We start from the raw sequence: 15,277 nt of genomic DNA, 5'->3' as shown, positions 1-15,277 counted from the left end.
TCCGCGCTGCCGGAAACGCGCAGCACGGGCGCCTCCAGCGCGGGCTTGCCGGTGGGCGGCTCGATCCGCTTGGGATAGCGAAACCGCGTGCCGTCAGCCCCTTGCCAGGAAAAGCCGTCCACGCTGCCGTCCATCCAGCCATTATAAAATGTGATGATGCCCGGATCAGAACGGTAATTGGTGGTCAGCGAATGAACCGCGCACTTGCCCCTGGGGAAGTGGCCGGCAAATTCCAGGATGTTGCGGATGGTCGCGCCCCGGAAGCGGTACAGGCCCTGGTCGTCATCGCCCACCACGCAGATATTCTTCTTTTCATCCAGCAACAAGAGCAGCAGGCGCTCCTGAATGGTGTTGGTGTCCTGGTATTCGTCCACCATGACATAGCGGATTTTTTCCCTGAGGGGCGCAAGCACGCTGTCCTGGTTTTGCGTGAGCAGCCTGTAAGCCTCAAGCTGGATCACCGAGAAGTCCAGCAGATTCTCCTGCTCAAGCAGTTTCTGGTAAAGGGCGTACCACTTGCCGAGCGCCTGTATGGCCTCGTCCGGGTCGGCCATGAGGGACTCGGCGGAAAGCATCTCTTCGGAGAGCTTGTTCATCCAGCCGCAAAGCAGGGTCGCCTTCTTCCATCGGCTGGTCTGCCTCTCCCCCTTGAGCAGCAGCGCCACCGGGGCGAGTTCCTCAAACTCGCGCAAATGCTGGAAGAAAAAATAGCTCTGATCAAACTGATCCATCACGGTGAAGTTCTTCTTCAGCCTGGTGAACTCCCGATGCTCCTCAAGCAGACGGAGACAAATGGAGTGGAGCGTGCCGATGTACATTTCGTCCACATTTACGGTCACGCCTTCCTGCATGAGCCGCCTGGCCACGCGAGAAACGATTTCCTTGGCGACCTTCTCCGTGAACGTGGCCACGAGAAGCTGCTCCGGCTTGACGCCCTTGTTGACGACCAGATGCACGATACGTTCGACAAGGGTAAAGGTCTTGCCGGAACCAGGCCCGGCAATGACCAATACCGGGCCGTTCTCATGCGTGATGACGGCCTGTTGCTGGGGGGTGGGTTGAAAGTCCATCAAATTCCCCTGATTTTGCTTGTCTGTCACCAAAAGAACGCCGATGACATCGGCAGGACGGCAATGCCTCAGTGGAAAAGATAGTCCTTTATTTATAACCCTTTTCGCAAGAAAAGAAAACTTCTGCTGGCACGCCCCGCCGGGGCTTCTCTGCCCGTCGCCTTAGGGCGTTCTTTGATTGAAAATATCCATTTTCAATAGCAAACCGCTCCAGTATAGCCCCTGTCAAAAAGCAAAATCAAGGTTTCATTGCCTGCCGTATCCTTGTCCTTGTTTGGCTCCGCTCCACCTCCTCAATACCCTCAACCCTTCTCCACAGCTCCAAGTATCGCTCGTTTCTCATCAAATCCCCGTCACCGGCGGGGCCGAAGGCGTAATCCGCTGTTCTTTCGGCGTACCGCTGCCAGTTGCGCCCGGTCTGCGCGTCGCGGATGGTTGGAGCGCAGGCACGGATGGTTTCTTCCACTGCCTCCCGGCTGTGGCCGTTGGCGCGCATCCGCAGGGCGATCATGGCGTCCACGCGGGAATAGTCCTCAATGGTCAGATGGCGGCGGATGTTGTCCAGGTGGGCGTAGTAGGCTCTGGCCGGATCGCCGGGTCTGGCGCTGGGGATGAAGCGAGGCCGCGCACGCCTTTCCCGATCCGCTTCCGCGTATTCCCGATCAATCGCTCTGGTCAGAGCAAGCGCCTTGCCGCATTCGCGTCGCTCGGCAAACAATAGCTTCACCTGGGGATAGCTGCCATCGTCGCGTCGATGCTTCGGTTTGCGGTTCTCGAATCCCGGCGCACGGTGCGGATGGATGCAGCCGCACAGCTTTTTGTCGCCGTACTCCCGATTCAGACGCTCAGTGATGCGATTGCCCACGTCCCGGTCAAATTCTGTATTCAACTTGGGAATGGTCAGCAGACATTGGTAATTGCCAGGCGAGCTTTCCAGCACCACGGCTGGCCGGAAGCCGTCTTCCTGAAGTTTTTTCAGGCTGTCGCGAGTCATGTCGTCAATGAGGATATGATGCCGCTCATCCGACAGCGGCGTGTAGTAGATATTTTCGCCGCGCCGCTGGAAACGCAGCATCTCCGGCAGATGGGCCTCCAGTTCGTTCGGGGAAAAGCCTCTGGTCAGGCCGCCTTTCTTGTCCAGGATGAAGGTCTTTTTCCCGCCGTCCTCGTCCATTTTGATACAGGTCACGCGGTAGCGTTCCGCATTGACCGCCTCGGCATACCGCCTGAAATCCTCAAGTTCGCGCATGGCTATCGCTTCCTCCGCTATCCGTTGCAGTGCGGGCGGGCTGTGTCTCGTCTGTTCAAATGCCGCGCGATGCCGCCAATGCCCGGCCTGTCGGGACAAGCCTTGCGCCCGTAACCAGGCTTCAAAACGCGGCTTGCCGCCACGCGCTTTTTTCCGGCCTGAACGCAAAGAAAGCCGTTCCGCTCTCTGCTGCACCATCAGGCAATGGCGGGCGATATTCAGAACCGGCAAGCCGTATCCCGCCAGACGGGAAAGAGCCGTTTTCCTCTCCATCCGGTGCCTCTCCTTCATCCGGGCAAGCTCGACATTCTCCGCTGCTTCCGCTTTGTCCGGCGATCCGACAAACGCATCCCGATACGCCTTCCACTCTTTGAGATTGACGGAACTCACCGGCTCCGGGGCAATCTTGCCCAGAGCATCGGGATACATTCCTTCCTCAAAATCTCCCAAACGCTTACAGAGCTTTCCCATGCTGAATGCGCGATCCACAGAGGACGCCTTCACCGCAATGTCGCCCACAAAGATGATTGCACCGGAGCCTTTTTTCTTGAACCGCAATCCAACTCCCGCCAGCTTCTCATGCAGCTCCGCCCACGATCCCGCATTTTTTATGAGGTCGTATCCGCGTTCCTGCGCGATGCGCTGGGCGGATTTCTCGCCGGTGGCATGTTCAAAATCCAGAGCAGGCTGTTTTGGTTTTCTTTCTCCGCCCCGTATGCGCCGCCTTACAAGTTCACCGTTCTCCAGCACCGCATACAGAGCCTTTTCCTCGGACGCCCATCCCTGTTTGTGTTCGATGAAGGCAAGAAGTTTATGCGCCTCCCGAATGTCAAATCCTCTGTGCGGCTGCACAACTTTTCCGGTTTCAGGATTCATGCGATTCACCGCGATATGCAGGTGATAATTGTCTGTGTCGTGGTGCAGTCCATAGATGATCTGGTGTTCGGCAAGTTCCATTTTTTCAAGAAACATATCCACAACTTCTTCCACCTGTTCCCGCGTCGGCTGTTCGCCTTCCCGCCAGGAAAAAATCCAGTGCTGCACAGGCATGGCGCTGTGAACCGATTCTCTGGCAAGCGCGATCATTTCAATTTTTTGTCCGGCATGTGTTGTGGAACAGAAATTTCTTCCTCCCGCATATTCGATCTTTTCCTGCGGGTTTTTATTGTGGGGAAAGCGGATGTAATCCACCAGATCACCTATCTGCCAGGACTTCGATTTTTCACTTTTCCGGTTCTTGATTTTTTTGACGATCATCGAGGGCCATGCCGATTTTTTGAATCAACCACACGAGTTTCCGCAGGGCGTCTTCCTGCTTTTCCATAATGCCGTGCGGCGCGTTTACCTGCCGGAGCGTTGCAAAATTGTGCTTGAGCAGACCGCCGATCCGCCGCAGTTCGCCGACGGTTTTCACGTCAGTGCAGGCCGCAATCGTTCCGCCGAAAAAACGCCGTCGCGCGTATTCCGACAGGGACAGTCCCGCGATGTCCGCCTGCTCCATGAGGCGTACTTTTTCCATATCGGTAACACGGATCGTTACCCATTTTCTGGCGGCGCTCCGGCCGCCGCCCTCCGTCTTTCTGCCTTTCATGTCTTTTGCCTTTGGAATGCGAGAAGCAAAGCGCCGAGCATTCGGGTGTCCAGAGGGCGGCAGCCCTTTGGCAGGATGGAAGTTGTGCGTGTAGCACAACTTCCATCCTGCCACGGCGACCCCGTATCGTGTAGTGGTAGATTTATGCAAAACTTTATCTTTACTGCCGATAGGCTATGATCTTCCCAAAGGAGGCAAAACACATGGCGAACAAAACAAAAATACGCCCGGAACAACTTACAAGAGCCAGGAAACTGCTTCAGGATTTGCCGAAGCGGGAAGAAGGAAAAACCAGACCGGAAGCGGCTGAATTTCTGGAAAACGATTTCAGAAAAGCTTTCAAAAAAGGCTACAGCCCAAAAGAACTGAGTCAGCTGCTCAAGAATGAGAGCATCATCATTCCCGCATATCTTATCCAGAAATTTTTATCTGAAACTGCGGACGCGCCCCCTGTGCAAAAACAGGGGAAGGCACCCGCGCAAAGACCGGCTCCGGCAAGAACATCTTTCATCGTGCCGGATTTTCCGGATAAGAAGTTGTGAACATAAACGCGTCGATTTTTTATGTGGGCGGAAGCAAAGGCGGCGTGGGGAAAAGCAAGGTATCTTTCGCCCTGATCGACTCCCTGCTTGAAGGGTGCTTTTGCTGGAAAGCGACAACCTCAAATCCTGATGTGTTCAAAGCCCATCAGCCGCACGAAAACGATGCGATTGTTTGCGGGGAAGCTGACCTGGACAGCGCGGACGGCTGGATCGAACTCGTCACTATTGCGGCTGAGTTTCCCGAACATTTAGAGGTCATCAATTCCGCCGCCCGAAGCAACAAGGGGTTGGGAAAATACGGTCTGACCCTGCGGGAAACTACGGGAGAACTGAACCGGGAACCGCTCACTTTCCGGGCATCAATCGGCAACGGGATTCCGTGGAATTGCTGCGCGGTTTTCTGAATATCTTTCCCGATGCTTTGGTTCACGTCTGCCGAAATCTCTCCTTCGGAGCGCCGGAAAAAATCCGCAAGGCCACAGAGGAAATCCTTGCGGAATGGGCGGAGGCGGCTCGGAAAAATCACGCTGCGTATCAGGAGGCGAAGGGAAAAAGCGATGCCGTCTTGGTTCAGGGGGCACTACTCATCATTTGCCTGTTCAGCATCCACTTGGCCTTCTTCTGAAAAATGACTGCGCTCAGGCCATATTGCCGGATATTCTGATGTGTTGCCCCCCCCTCGCCTCGGGTACCCTATCCTTAAAATGGAAGAGAGCTCCTCAACATAGGCATTTCAGCGGGAAAACCATCTGAGAAAATATTTTGTCATTTGCATAATTCTACCACTGCCGCCAGAAAAGCCACCATGCTACAGCTTATAGCCCAAACTACTTTTATGGAGGTTGTAAGCCATGAGCAAACTTTCAAGACGGCAGAAACAAATCGTCACGCTGATGGTGATGGGCAAACGTCCCAAAAGAAATTGCCCGCATACTATCCATTAAATGCGCAACTGTTTATAGGCATCAGGCAACCATCAGACAGTTGTGCGATGTGAATGGAAGCATCGAACTTATGTGGGCAATTATAGCTGATATGCCAAAAAGGACATCCCGGCTTGTTCTTACTCCACGAGGGAGGGAGATTTTTAAACTCATTTTGAAAGGGAAAACCACCACAGAAATTGCCGAATTAATTTGCATAAGTTATAGTGGCGTGCTTCGCCACAGAGAAAAAATGCTGGAACAAAATGATTGCCACAGCATGAATGAACTTGTTGCAAAATATTACGTCTTTTCATCTGATTTCATTCCCGACATAGGAGTTTGATATGCTCTCTGAAAAAAATGTTGTTATTGTAACAACGCCCGAAGAATTGCTTCATTTGCTCATTGAAGCTCTAAGGGAAGTGGATAGTGAAAGAAAATTTGATGATACAAATTATCAATGCAAAAAGCTGCTTTCACCAAAAGACGTTGAACATGAGTTTGGCATCCACAAAAAAATGCTTGCCGACTGGCGTTCTGAAGGTATTGGCCCATCATACAATATGTTTGGCAGGCGTATCCTTTATGAGCGATCAGTAATTGAAAACTATATCGTTTCCAAACGAATAAAAACCGCTGATTATTCCGAAGTATGACGGCCTCCGGCCAACATCCTTCCAATGAGTGACGTTTTTTCACTTTCGTGTCCGGTGAACTGTTTCCACTCTGTTCCTGAATGGACAGGCCCAAAATGGGGGATGTTTCATCTGTGGAAAAATCCTTTTGGAAAACAATTTTTGACTTCAAGGAGAAAAAGATATGGCTACTATTCATTTTATTTTGCAAGGCAAGGGCGGCGTGGGGAAAAGCATGATTGGGATCATGCTGTGCCAGGCCCTGCGCCATTTCGGAAAAGAGGTTTCGGCCTATGATACAGATCCCATCAATGCGACGCTTACGTCTTTCCGCGAGATCAATGCAACACCTGTTCAACTCATGAATGACGGGAACATTGACTCCCGAAACTTTGATGCCTTGTTTGATGCTCTGCTCTGCGCACCTCAGGAATCGCACGTCATTGTGGACAACGGGGCGTCATCCTCCATCGCTCTGAGCGCGTACCTGCTTGAAAACGACATTTTGCAGTTACTGGAAGAACAGGGACATCTGGTCTTTTTTCACACTGTCATCACCGGCGGGCTGGCCCTTGCGGACACGCTCAAGGGTTTGTCCGGATTGGCCACAGCATTTCCCGCATCGCCGATTGTTGTCTGGCTGAATCCCTACTTCGGGGAGATTGCCATAGACGACAAACCGTTTGAGGAATTCAAGACGTACCGGGAATATGCTTCACACGTCTACGCGGTGATCCGCCTGCCGGACGGGAGCAAAACGCTCATCGGCAAGGATCTGGAAGAATTATTCGCCAAACATCTGAGCTTTGGGGCGGGGATCAACGGAAGTTCCACGCCTTGCATGGTTCGATCGCGCCTGCGGCACTACTGGAATCAGATTCTTGCCTGTGTGGAACAGGCAGGGATTCTGTAGGGGGACGTATGAGGGACTTCCTCAACAGAACAACTACAGCGCCAGAGCCGGCACAAGACGGTTTCAGGGTGATTTGATGAAAATCGCAACTGTTTGCTTGTATTGCCTGCTTGCGTGCGGCTGTGCCCCTGCCCGGCCCGCCGTTTCGGAAAGGCCGCCGCACACTCCCGTCTCTCCCGCTGTATCGTCGACCGAACCGGCGAGCGCGCCTCGCTGGGAGGTCGGCAAGGGCCGGATGTTGCGTGAGCAAATGACGGACTGGGCGGCCAGTGCAAACTACAACCTCATATGGAACGCACAAAACGACTATGAGTTACGCGGCTCGGCCACATTCCAGGGCGAGTTCATCGACGCGGTGAAAACCCTTTTTGCGGCGCTTCAAGCCAATGGTCTGGCGCTGCGCGTGACCATCTACCAGGGCAACCAGGTCATGGAAGTGTCGGAACACTGAAGGTGGGAGCATGAGGATGCACAATAACCGTCTTTTTCGCGCTGCCGCCTTCCTTCTTCTTGGCGTCATCCTGTTCGGCTGCGCCCACACAGCGCCGGATCGGCAGGCCATTGAAGCCAAAGGCGACGCATTCACCACCCTTTCGCAATCCAAGGCCGTGGAGGTGGTGACAGATCCCTATATGGGGGTCAAGGCCGTGCCCATCCGCGTGGATACGCACGCGCACGCGGCGTTCGATACGCCAGTCACCCTGCGCACACACGGCACGCTGGCCGGCATTGCCGCCACTGTCTCAAAGCTGACGCCGTTAACAGTTCAGGTAAGCGCCGACCCCGCCCCTCTGCCTTCCATCGGTCAGAGCAACACCCAACAGGGCCAGCCAGGTGAAAACGCCTTGCCGACGCTGGCTTCAGGCGGCCCCATACTCGCTGTATCCTATGAAGGATCGTTCCGTGGCCTGCTGGATCACATCGCCATCGCATCGGGGTATGGCTGGGACTTTGATTCGGGAACGGATACGGTTGTCTTTTCCCGGCTGACGGTGCGCACGTTCACGCTCCTGGGGATGCCCGGCGAAAAGAGCTATACGGAACAGATCACCAACAAGAGCAAGGACAACTCCCGATCCAGCATCGGCGGTTCCAACATCAATCAGACTGTGGCCACGGCGGACACATCCAGCCAGACGGCGCAGTCGAACACCACACGATACACGTTCGATGTCTGGGCGGATACGGAAAAGGCGGTCAAGGCGCTGCTCTCTCCAGAGGGGAGCGTGGTGGGCAATCAGGCGGCCGGCACGCTTACTGTCCGGGATCGGGTGCAGAATGTCCGGCAGGTTGCCGCGTACATCGCGGACACGAACAAACGTCTGTCGCGTCAGGTGGCGCTCACGGTTCATGTCTGGGCGTTGGAAGTGACGGACGACAACGAGGCGGGGCTGAACTTTCAGGTGCTGTTCGCCAATGACGACGTTTCCGTTGTGGCCGGCAGCCTGTCGGCCCTGGGCGGCGCGGGCACGGCGTCGGCCACCATTGTTTCCGGCAAGTTGAAGGATTCCACGGGCGTGCTCAAGGCGCTCAGACAGTGGGGCCACGCCACGCAGGTGACGCAATCCGGCGGTCTGGTGCTCTCGAACCAGCCGCTGCCAGCACAGGCCATTCAGCGCATCAACTACATCGCGGGATCGTCCACCAGCTCCACCGACTACGGCCAGACCACGGAAGTCACGCCCGGCGAAGTGACCACGGGCTTTGCCATGACCGTGATTCCGCACATTCTGGACCGCCGGCGCGTGCTGCTCCAGTACAATATCAACCTCTCCACACTGGACGAACTGAACGAGTACGCCGCCAACGATCTGACCATCCAACTGCCCAAAACCAGCACGAGGGCGTTCAGTCAGCGATCCTCCATGCAGATGGGCCAGACGCTGGTGCTGGCCGGTTTTCAGGATCAGACGCACAAGCTCGCCAACGCGCTCGGTCTGCTCAACAGCGGGCGCAGGGCCGGGTACGCCAAAACCCTGCTGGTGATCACCATTGAGGTGGAAGCCGCCGGCGGCGGGAGCGAGGACTGAGATGCAACGGATCATCCTGAACAACCGTCCCTGGGCCATTGGCCTGTTGTGGACGCCGCCTCTTCACCATTTCGCGGTCAACCGCAAGGTGCTGCTGGAGCACGCCCTGGAACATGGCGGCCCGGAACTGGACGTGATGGCCCGCTACCACCCGACCCACGTCGGAACCCCAAAGGGACAGGAAGGCTTTGGCGCGTCCGGCGGCATCTGGAAGGACTGGCGCAAGGCGCGCTCCCTGGCGGCCTGCCTGGACGTGCCGGCGTCCTTTCTGGGGGTCTTTCCCCTTGTAACGCCAGAGCCGATCTGGTGGGTGCATTGCCGCATGGACGGCTTTTTCCCCAAAAAGGGCGATCAGGTGTTTGGCTCGGAAGCGGCCGCGCTGGAAGCCTGCGCCCTGCTGGAACGCGTTTCCGGCATTGCGCCTGTGCGCCTGGACTCGGCGGAAGCTGGCGCGGCCTGGCTCTCCGAGCGTTGCCGCCTGTCCACGGCGGATCTGTGGGTGCGGGACAGGGGGCGGCTGCTCAACCTCCACCAGACGTTTTCGGGCACGGCCCTGCTGCGCGCGGCAGTGGTTCTTGGGGTGACGGTCTGCATTGCCGGAACGGCCATTGGATTGAACCACCACATCAGGCGCGCGGAATACGAGGCCGCCAGACAGGCGCAACTGGCCAAAATCCAGCGCCAGAAAGATCTCAGGGAACGCCCGGAAAATTTTTTCGACATGGCCTGGCAGACAGCGCCGTCGGCGACGGACACGGCCCGGCAGTGCCTGCCCGCGCTCATGGATCTGCCTCTGGCGTCAAACGGCTGGGATTTGGGCAAGGTTGTCTGCTCCGGCAGGGAGCTTGCCCTGGAATGGCGGCACGAGGCGGGCGGGGATTTCATCCATCTGCCGGACAACGGCCGGCTGGACGCGAAAAATTCCAAGCTTGCCCATTCCACCCGCCCGCTGCCGCCGCTGGCGCAACGCGCCAAACGTCCGGACGGGCCGGGAACCGACCACAATATGCTGGTGCGCCAGGATGCCGCGTCCGGCCTTCTCTCGCAAATCGCTCAGGATACCGGGACAAAACTGGAACTGCGCTTTGCGGCGCAAGCCCGCAAAACCATTGACAAGGTGGCTGTGACGGCTCCCTGGCATGTGGGATCATGGTCGCTCGGCGAGGTTCCGGATCTGCTGATGGGAGAAGGCGAGGGCGGCCTGTTCGCGATGCTGGCTGAAGTGCCGGGGCTGACGATTGAATCCATTGACTACGACGGAAGCTGGTCCGTGAAGGGGAAGATTTATGCCGTTCACTAAAAGGAAAGCGTTGCTCACACTGGGGGGCTGCATCGTGGTCTGCGCGGCGACCACGGGAGGCTTTTTCCTCGTGCAGCAGCAGGGCCGGCCCGCGATTTCGGCAATGCAGAGCAAAACCACGCCTCCCACCCTGAAGCCGGCAACAGCGCCTGCCGCCGCCATGCCTTCCACGCTGAAGTCGCACGCGACGCCAACGCCCGCCAAACAGGCGATGTCCGCTGAACAGGACAAGGCAAAGCCTGGTGAACAGGTTCGCGCGGCGCTCAACAATTCGGAAACCCGTCTGGGCGATCTGGCGCGGATGCGCGGTCAGAAACATTTGCTGGAACAGCAGGTCAAGATTGCGGAACTGGAACAGAAACTCAAGGAAGCCCGCAGTGCCGTCGCGCCCGCGCCGGGAATCGTGCTGCCGCCCCTGGAACCGCCTGTCGGAAAAACGCAAGAGACCAAACCGTTGCTCAAACCTTCCGGGCCTGTGGTGCTCTCGGTGCAGGGCGTGGCGGGCAGGCTGTCGGCCACCATCCGCACGTCGAGCGGGGAAGTGGTGACAGTGGCGCACGGCCGGCGCTTTGGCGGCGGCGTGCTCTCCGTGACCAGAGACAGCGTGCTGATCCGCACGGGATCGTCCACGCGCGTCGTGCCGTTCAAGGAGTAAGCCATGAAACAGCTTCGCGCATTGCCGGATGATCTGCGTTCCCGCGTCGCCGTGAAGGACGGGACGCTGTACATTTCCGATGAACAGCGTGGCAAACTGGAGATCGTCAACCTGGTCATGGATCTGCGCGATCAGGGGATCAGGGAGAGCCTTTTTGTTCCGCCGGGCAGGTTTGACGAGGACTATGCCCGCTACGCCTCGCGTTCCGGCCTGGGCGACACCGACATTCAGCAAATGGCCATTGATCTGATCGCCCGCGCCTACAACCAGGGCGCGACGGATATTCATATCGTGGACATGGGCACTTTCTGCCGGACGCGCTTTCGCATCCTCGGCATGTTGCGCGACGACATGGAACTGGACGGCGGAACCGGCCGGCGGATGATCCGCGCCATTTACGAGCATTTGGGGTCTTCGCAGGATTCGCCCACATTTGATGTGATTTCACAGCTTGACGGCCGCATCGCCAACAAGGACTACCTGCCGCGCGGCGTGCATTCGGTGCGCATCCACTGCGAGCCGATCGAGTGCGCGGGCGCGGAAAACGGCGTGGGCACGTTCATGCCATTGCGGCTGATTTACGACACCAGCGGCGCGTCCGGGACACTGGAAGAGCGCCTTGCCAAGCTCGGTTTTACCGATGGGGACGTGACCCTGACGGATCGGCACGGCCGCACGCGCCAGGCGCGGGCGCAAACCAGGCTCTTTCGCGATCTTGCCAGCAGGAACGGCATGACGCTCATCTCCGGCTGCACCGGCTCCGGCAAGTCCACGGCCCTGGCGCACATGATGGAGGCGCTGATTCAGGAACGGCCCGGCGATAACTTCATCTCCGTGGAAGATCCGCCGGAAAAGCCAATTCAGGGGATGCACCAGATCCGCGTCAACTCCAAACAGGATCAGCAGCGCGCCGGCGGTCTGTCCGCCTATACCCTGGCCATTGCCGGCACGAACCGCGACGACGCCGACACGATTATGATCGGTGAAATCCGCTATGCGGATGCGGCCCTGGCCGCCATTGAAGTGGCGCAATCCGGCCATGCGGTATGGGCCACCATCCACGCCAGCGACGCCTTTGGGATTCTCACGCGCCTTGAAGTCATGCTGCGCGGGCACATGGCCGAACCCATGCGCACGCTCTGCGATCCCACCGTGCTTTCCGGCGTCGAGTATCAGCGGCTGATCGCCAAACTCTGCCCGCACTGCCGCAAGCCCTTGCGGGAAAACCGGCAGGCGATCTCGAAAGACCTTGCCGCCCGGCTGGAACGCTGCCTGCCGCATGACCTGATCTACGGCGACGCGCGTCACGACGGCCTGTTTCTGCGCAACATGGAGGGCTGCGAACAGTGCAGGGCTGTCGGCCAGCCCGGTTTGTTCCGCCAGACCGTGGTGGCCGAAGTTGCGGCCATTGATCCGACCATGCTCGGTCTGCTGAGAGGGGGCGAACTGCGCGAGGCGCGCGCCTACTGGCGCGACGAGCTGCACGGCATGAGCTATCTGGAACACGCCCGGCATCTGCTGGCCGCCGGGGTCATCGATCCCGTCACCGCCGAGGATCAGCTTTCCATGCCGATCGACTCCGATGCTGACGCTCCCCAAAGCCGGAAGCCCGGAGGCCAGACATGGCTGTGAACGCGCTTTCGCGCCCGTCGCGCCCCTCGCGCACGGTCCGGCTGCTGGCGCTGCTCTTTTTCGGCGCGCGCGAGCGGATACGGGTCTGGAAAAAGCTCCAGACCCAGTTGCGCAACAGGATGCGGCTTGAGGAAAGTCTCCAGCTCCTCCAGCGCCATGCGCGGGAAAGCCGCTCGCCGCTGGAAGAGGTGTACGCGCACATTCTGACCACGCTTGGCGACGGCCGCACGCTGGATGTGGCCCTGGAAGGGCTGGCCACGCCGGAGGAAGTCATGCTCATTTCCTCCGCGCAGGCGTCCGGCAGGCTGGCGGAAGGGCTGGGGCTGGCGATCAGGGTGCTGAAAGCCAAAAGCGCCATGCGCACATGCCTTGCGGCCAACCTGACGGCTCCCTGTCTGCTGTTTCTGGCGTGCATGGCCATGATGGTGATCATCGCCCTGCACGTCATGCCGCAACTGGCGCTGGTGTCAGACCCCGCGCACTGGACCGGCCCCGCCCGCGTGCTCCATGCGCTGTCATCGTTCATCGGTTCCTGGGCCGGGGCCGCCTGCGGCGTGGGGCTGGGGCTGGGACTGATCGCCGTGCTGATCTCCTTCCCCCTGTGGACCGGCCGGTTCCGTCGTCTGGCGGACAGGGTGATCCCCTGGTCCATCTACCGACTCACTGTGGGCACGGTCTGGCTGTACACCATTGCCACCCGGATGCAGGCGGGGCATCAGCTTGCGCAGATCCTTTCCCGCATGACGGAAACGGCGTCCACGCCGTACCTGCGGGAAATCGTGTCCGCGATTCTGCGGCACAGCCGACACGGAGAGGACTTCGGCACGGCGTTGCGCGACTCCGGCATGGGCTTTCCCAGCCGGGAGATCGTGGACGATCTGCGCGTGTACGCGCGGATGCCGGGCTTTCAGGAGCGCATGGCGGAAATTGCGGACACCTGGCTTGAGGACGGCGTGGAACGAATCAGGGGCTACGCCCAACAAATCGGCGTCATCGTCAACCTGCTCATCATCGGCCAGTTGATCCTGATTTCACTGGTCGCGGGCACGTTTGAAACACAACTCCAGCTTGGAGGCATATAATATGGGACACATTCTCGGCGCTCTCGGCGGCATTCTCATTGGTCTGATTGTTCTGGCGTCGGCCGCGGGAGGTATCTATGCCGCGTTCTCCAAAAGCAACGTGGCCAATATGGAGGAAAACCTGATCATTCTGCGGATGCAGACGCAACAGTTCTTTGCCGGAACGAATTACGACGGGCTGGACAACGACGTCGCGATCAAGGCCGGCATCGTGCCGGATGCCTTCATCAAGGGCGATGCGTTGCGCAACCCGTGGGGCGGCGACATCACGCTGACCTCCGACACCAGCACCGGCACATTCGCCATTGAACTGACGAATATCCCGCAGACGGACTGCACGCAACTGGCGCGCTTCCAGGCGGACGCCTGGGCCGGAATCAGCGTGAACGGCGGGGAGATCGATCCCTCCGACGCTACAGCCGTCACCAACGCCTGCGGTGACACCAACACCATCACCTACACGGCGCGGTAAATGAAAGCCCTTGCTGTCCTTGTGCTTCTGCTGGGCGTCATGGCCCTGTTGCAGCGCCCGGCGGATTTTTTGGCGGAGGAAGCCCGGATCACGGCCATGAATTACGCCATATACCGACAGGCCGTCTTTTCCTTTGTGCGGGCCAACAAGGGGGTTTCCGGCGAGATCCCGCTCGCCTCCCTCGACCTCCCCGCAAGCTGGCGCGCGCTTCGCCCCTGGCACGCCCGTGTTCAGGGCGGCTACTGCTATGTGTACGGCTCCGCGACACCGCACGAGGCGGAAGCCGTGCGCCAGCTTTTCCGGGAGAGCCTGGCCGTGGGTCTGGCCGATCAGGGCCGGATTGTCCCGGCAGTGCGGCATCCGGTGCCGGTTCCGGCCTTTGTGCCGAACGGATCCGTCATCAGCGTAACGGAAGCGTAAGGAGGCGGCATGACCATTCTCAACGCCATCGGCGCGCTGATCATCACCATCCTGATGATCCCCGGCATGGTTTCCCTGTGGGAACAGGGCAACACGGCCACACAGCAACGGCTTGCGGCTGATCATTTGCGGCAGGTGACGCGGGCGGCGGGCGGCTACGTCGCCCGGCATCAGGACACGTTGCTGTCTCAGACGAGCGCCACATCCGGGCCGGGCGTGAGCATCGAGACGCTGATCAACGAGGGCTTTTTGTATGAAGGGTTCAGCCGGCGCAACATCTGGGGGCAGGAATACCAGATCCATGTGCGCCAGCCCGAAACGGGCCAGCTTCAGGGCGTGGTGCTGACCACAGGCGGACGCGGCGTGGACGCGGGAAGCCGGTTTGCCAATGTGGTGATTCCGTACACCGCCGCGTTGCTGGGCGGATCCGGCGGGTATGTGCCCACGGGCGATGTCCCCGGCCAAAGCGCCGAGACACTGCACGGAGCCGGCGGCGGCTGGGCCGTCAGCTTCGCCTCCCTGGGCCTTGCCTCGCCCGGCGCGGGGCATTTGGGCGCGCTGTCCACCTACGATGCTTCGGCGCTGGGGCAGGATTTTCTCTACCGCGTGGCCGTGCCGGGCAACCCGGAACTCAACGCCATGCAAACGAATCTGGACATGACGGATCACGCCATTACCGGCGTGGGCGAAGTCCGGTTTACGGAGCGGGCGATCAGTACGGAAGCCTGTACCGCCGACGAGGATCAGGGTCGCGTCTTTC

The 15,277-nt window shown here is 58.8% G+C and carries 18 protein-coding genes; 15 read left to right on the top strand and 3 right to left on the bottom strand.

Annotation, left to right across the window (positions count from 1 at the left end; all coding sequences use genetic code 11):
• The 3 genes from G7Y51_RS11655 to G7Y51_RS11645 form a co-directional block, all read right to left on the bottom strand.
• Positions 1-1,070, bottom strand: a 1,070-nt coding sequence (locus G7Y51_RS11655; protein WP_165177689.1) for an ATP-dependent helicase, incomplete at its 3' end; no start/stop codon positions are given.
• Between the two features lie 238 nt (positions 1,071-1,308).
• Positions 1,309-3,576, bottom strand: coding sequence for a TraI/MobA(P) family conjugative relaxase (gene traI / locus G7Y51_RS11650; protein WP_206214330.1), 2,268 nt, complete (start codon positions 3,574-3,576; stop codon positions 1,309-1,311).
• Positions 3,542-4,009, bottom strand: coding sequence for a hypothetical protein (locus tag G7Y51_RS11645; RefSeq protein ID WP_165177687.1), 468 nt, complete (start codon positions 4,007-4,009; stop codon positions 3,542-3,544). The genes traI and G7Y51_RS11645 overlap by 35 nt, the downstream gene beginning before the upstream one ends.
• Positions 4,010-4,113: 104 nt before the next feature.
• Here G7Y51_RS11645 and G7Y51_RS11640 point away from each other — a divergent pair, with 104 nt between their 5' ends.
• From G7Y51_RS11640 to pilV, 15 genes are all read left to right on the top strand, one after another.
• A complete protein-coding gene (locus G7Y51_RS11640; RefSeq protein ID WP_165177685.1) occupies positions 4,114-4,452 on the top strand; it encodes a hypothetical protein in 339 nt (112 codons plus the stop codon).
• The gene (locus tag G7Y51_RS11635) at positions 4,449-4,856 is read left to right on the top strand and encodes a hypothetical protein (protein WP_165177683.1); all 408 of its coding nucleotides are present in this window, start codon (positions 4,449-4,451) and stop codon (positions 4,854-4,856) included. The genes G7Y51_RS11640 and G7Y51_RS11635 overlap by 4 nt, the downstream gene beginning before the upstream one ends.
• On the top strand, positions 4,832-5,077 hold the full coding sequence (locus tag G7Y51_RS11630) for a hypothetical protein (protein WP_165177681.1): 246 nt from the start codon (positions 4,832-4,834) through the stop codon (positions 5,075-5,077). The genes G7Y51_RS11635 and G7Y51_RS11630 overlap by 25 nt, the downstream gene beginning before the upstream one ends.
• 389 nt (positions 5,078-5,466) lie before the next feature.
• Positions 5,467-5,721 carry a LuxR C-terminal-related transcriptional regulator gene (locus G7Y51_RS11625; protein ID WP_206214329.1) on the top strand — a complete coding sequence of 85 codons (255 nt, stop codon included), beginning with the start codon at positions 5,467-5,469 and terminating at the stop codon, positions 5,719-5,721.
• A 1-nt stretch (position 5,722) separates the two neighbouring features.
• Positions 5,723-6,034 (top strand): helix-turn-helix domain-containing protein, encoded by a 312-nt coding sequence (locus G7Y51_RS11620; protein ID WP_165067904.1) that lies wholly within the window; start codon positions 5,723-5,725, stop codon positions 6,032-6,034.
• A 163-nt stretch (positions 6,035-6,197) separates the two neighbouring features.
• Positions 6,198-6,926, top strand: coding sequence for a conjugal transfer protein TraL (locus G7Y51_RS11615; RefSeq protein WP_165177677.1), 729 nt, complete (start codon positions 6,198-6,200; stop codon positions 6,924-6,926).
• Between the two features lie 76 nt (positions 6,927-7,002).
• Entirely contained in the window at positions 7,003-7,377 is a 375-nt protein-coding gene (locus G7Y51_RS11610; RefSeq protein ID WP_165067897.1) for a toxin co-regulated pilus biosynthesis Q family protein, read from the top strand.
• A gap of 10 nt (positions 7,378-7,387) precedes the next feature.
• Positions 7,388-8,956 (top strand): pilus assembly protein, encoded by a 1,569-nt coding sequence (locus G7Y51_RS11605; RefSeq protein WP_241160234.1) that lies wholly within the window; start codon positions 7,388-7,390, stop codon positions 8,954-8,956.
• A 1-nt stretch (position 8,957) separates the two neighbouring features.
• Positions 8,958-10,256 carry a type 4b pilus protein PilO2 gene (gene pilO2 / locus G7Y51_RS11600; protein WP_165177675.1) on the top strand — a complete coding sequence of 433 codons (1,299 nt, stop codon included), beginning with the start codon at positions 8,958-8,960 and terminating at the stop codon, positions 10,254-10,256.
• The gene (pilP, locus tag G7Y51_RS11595; RefSeq protein WP_165177673.1) at positions 10,243-10,911 is read left to right on the top strand and encodes a type IV pilus biogenesis protein PilP; all 669 of its coding nucleotides are present in this window, start codon (positions 10,243-10,245) and stop codon (positions 10,909-10,911) included. The genes pilO2 and pilP overlap by 14 nt, the downstream gene beginning before the upstream one ends.
• A 3-nt stretch (positions 10,912-10,914) precedes the next feature.
• Positions 10,915-12,543 (top strand): ATPase, T2SS/T4P/T4SS family, encoded by a 1,629-nt coding sequence (locus G7Y51_RS11590; protein WP_165177671.1) that lies wholly within the window; start codon positions 10,915-10,917, stop codon positions 12,541-12,543.
• Positions 12,534-13,625 (top strand): type II secretion system F family protein, encoded by a 1,092-nt coding sequence (locus G7Y51_RS11585; protein WP_165177669.1) that lies wholly within the window; start codon positions 12,534-12,536, stop codon positions 13,623-13,625. The genes G7Y51_RS11590 and G7Y51_RS11585 overlap by 10 nt, the downstream gene beginning before the upstream one ends.
• 1 nt (position 13,626) lies before the next feature.
• Positions 13,627-14,097, top strand: a complete 471-nt coding sequence (locus G7Y51_RS11580) for a type 4 pilus major pilin (protein ID WP_165067844.1) — start codon at positions 13,627-13,629, stop codon at positions 14,095-14,097.
• Complete coding sequence (gene pilM, locus G7Y51_RS11575) at positions 14,098-14,517, top strand: type IV pilus biogenesis protein PilM (RefSeq protein ID WP_165177667.1); 420 nt, start codon at positions 14,098-14,100, stop codon at positions 14,515-14,517.
• A gap of 9 nt (positions 14,518-14,526) precedes the next feature.
• On the top strand, positions 14,527-15,277 hold a 751-nt coding region (gene pilV / locus G7Y51_RS11570; protein ID WP_165177665.1), incomplete at its 3' end, for a shufflon system plasmid conjugative transfer pilus tip adhesin PilV.

This window comes from Desulfovibrio sp. ZJ369 (assembly GCF_011039085.1).
In the GTDB taxonomy this organism is placed as follows: domain Bacteria; phylum Desulfobacterota; class Desulfovibrionia; order Desulfovibrionales; family Desulfovibrionaceae; genus Desulfovibrio.
The sequence above is the reverse complement of the archived record's forward strand: the minus strand, read 5'-3'. Positions and strand labels throughout refer to the sequence as shown.

What these genes read in the sequence shown, in the direction of transcription:
- traI (WP_206214330.1), bottom strand. Translation starts at nt 3,576, where the DNA reads ATGATCGTCAAAAAAATCAAGAACCGGAAAAGTGAAAAATCGAAGTCC.
- G7Y51_RS11640 (WP_165177685.1), top strand. Translation starts at nt 4,114, where the DNA reads ATGGCGAACAAAACAAAAATACGCCCGGAACAACTTACAAGAGCCAGG.
- G7Y51_RS11625 (WP_206214329.1), top strand. Translation starts at nt 5,467, where the DNA reads ATGTGGGCAATTATAGCTGATATGCCAAAAAGGACATCCCGGCTTGTT.
- G7Y51_RS11620 (WP_165067904.1), top strand. Translation starts at nt 5,723, where the DNA reads ATGCTCTCTGAAAAAAATGTTGTTATTGTAACAACGCCCGAAGAATTG.
- G7Y51_RS11615 (WP_165177677.1), top strand. Translation starts at nt 6,198, where the DNA reads ATGGCTACTATTCATTTTATTTTGCAAGGCAAGGGCGGCGTGGGGAAA.
- G7Y51_RS11610 (WP_165067897.1), top strand. Translation starts at nt 7,003, where the DNA reads ATGAAAATCGCAACTGTTTGCTTGTATTGCCTGCTTGCGTGCGGCTGT.
- G7Y51_RS11605 (WP_241160234.1), top strand. Translation starts at nt 7,388, where the DNA reads ATGAGGATGCACAATAACCGTCTTTTTCGCGCTGCCGCCTTCCTTCTT.
- pilO2 (WP_165177675.1), top strand. Translation starts at nt 8,958, where the DNA reads ATGCAACGGATCATCCTGAACAACCGTCCCTGGGCCATTGGCCTGTTG.
- pilP (WP_165177673.1), top strand. Translation starts at nt 10,243, where the DNA reads ATGCCGTTCACTAAAAGGAAAGCGTTGCTCACACTGGGGGGCTGCATC.
- G7Y51_RS11590 (WP_165177671.1), top strand. Translation starts at nt 10,915, where the DNA reads ATGAAACAGCTTCGCGCATTGCCGGATGATCTGCGTTCCCGCGTCGCC.
- G7Y51_RS11585 (WP_165177669.1), top strand. Translation starts at nt 12,534, where the DNA reads ATGGCTGTGAACGCGCTTTCGCGCCCGTCGCGCCCCTCGCGCACGGTC.
- G7Y51_RS11580 (WP_165067844.1), top strand. Translation starts at nt 13,627, where the DNA reads ATGGGACACATTCTCGGCGCTCTCGGCGGCATTCTCATTGGTCTGATT.
- pilM (WP_165177667.1), top strand. Translation starts at nt 14,098, where the DNA reads ATGAAAGCCCTTGCTGTCCTTGTGCTTCTGCTGGGCGTCATGGCCCTG.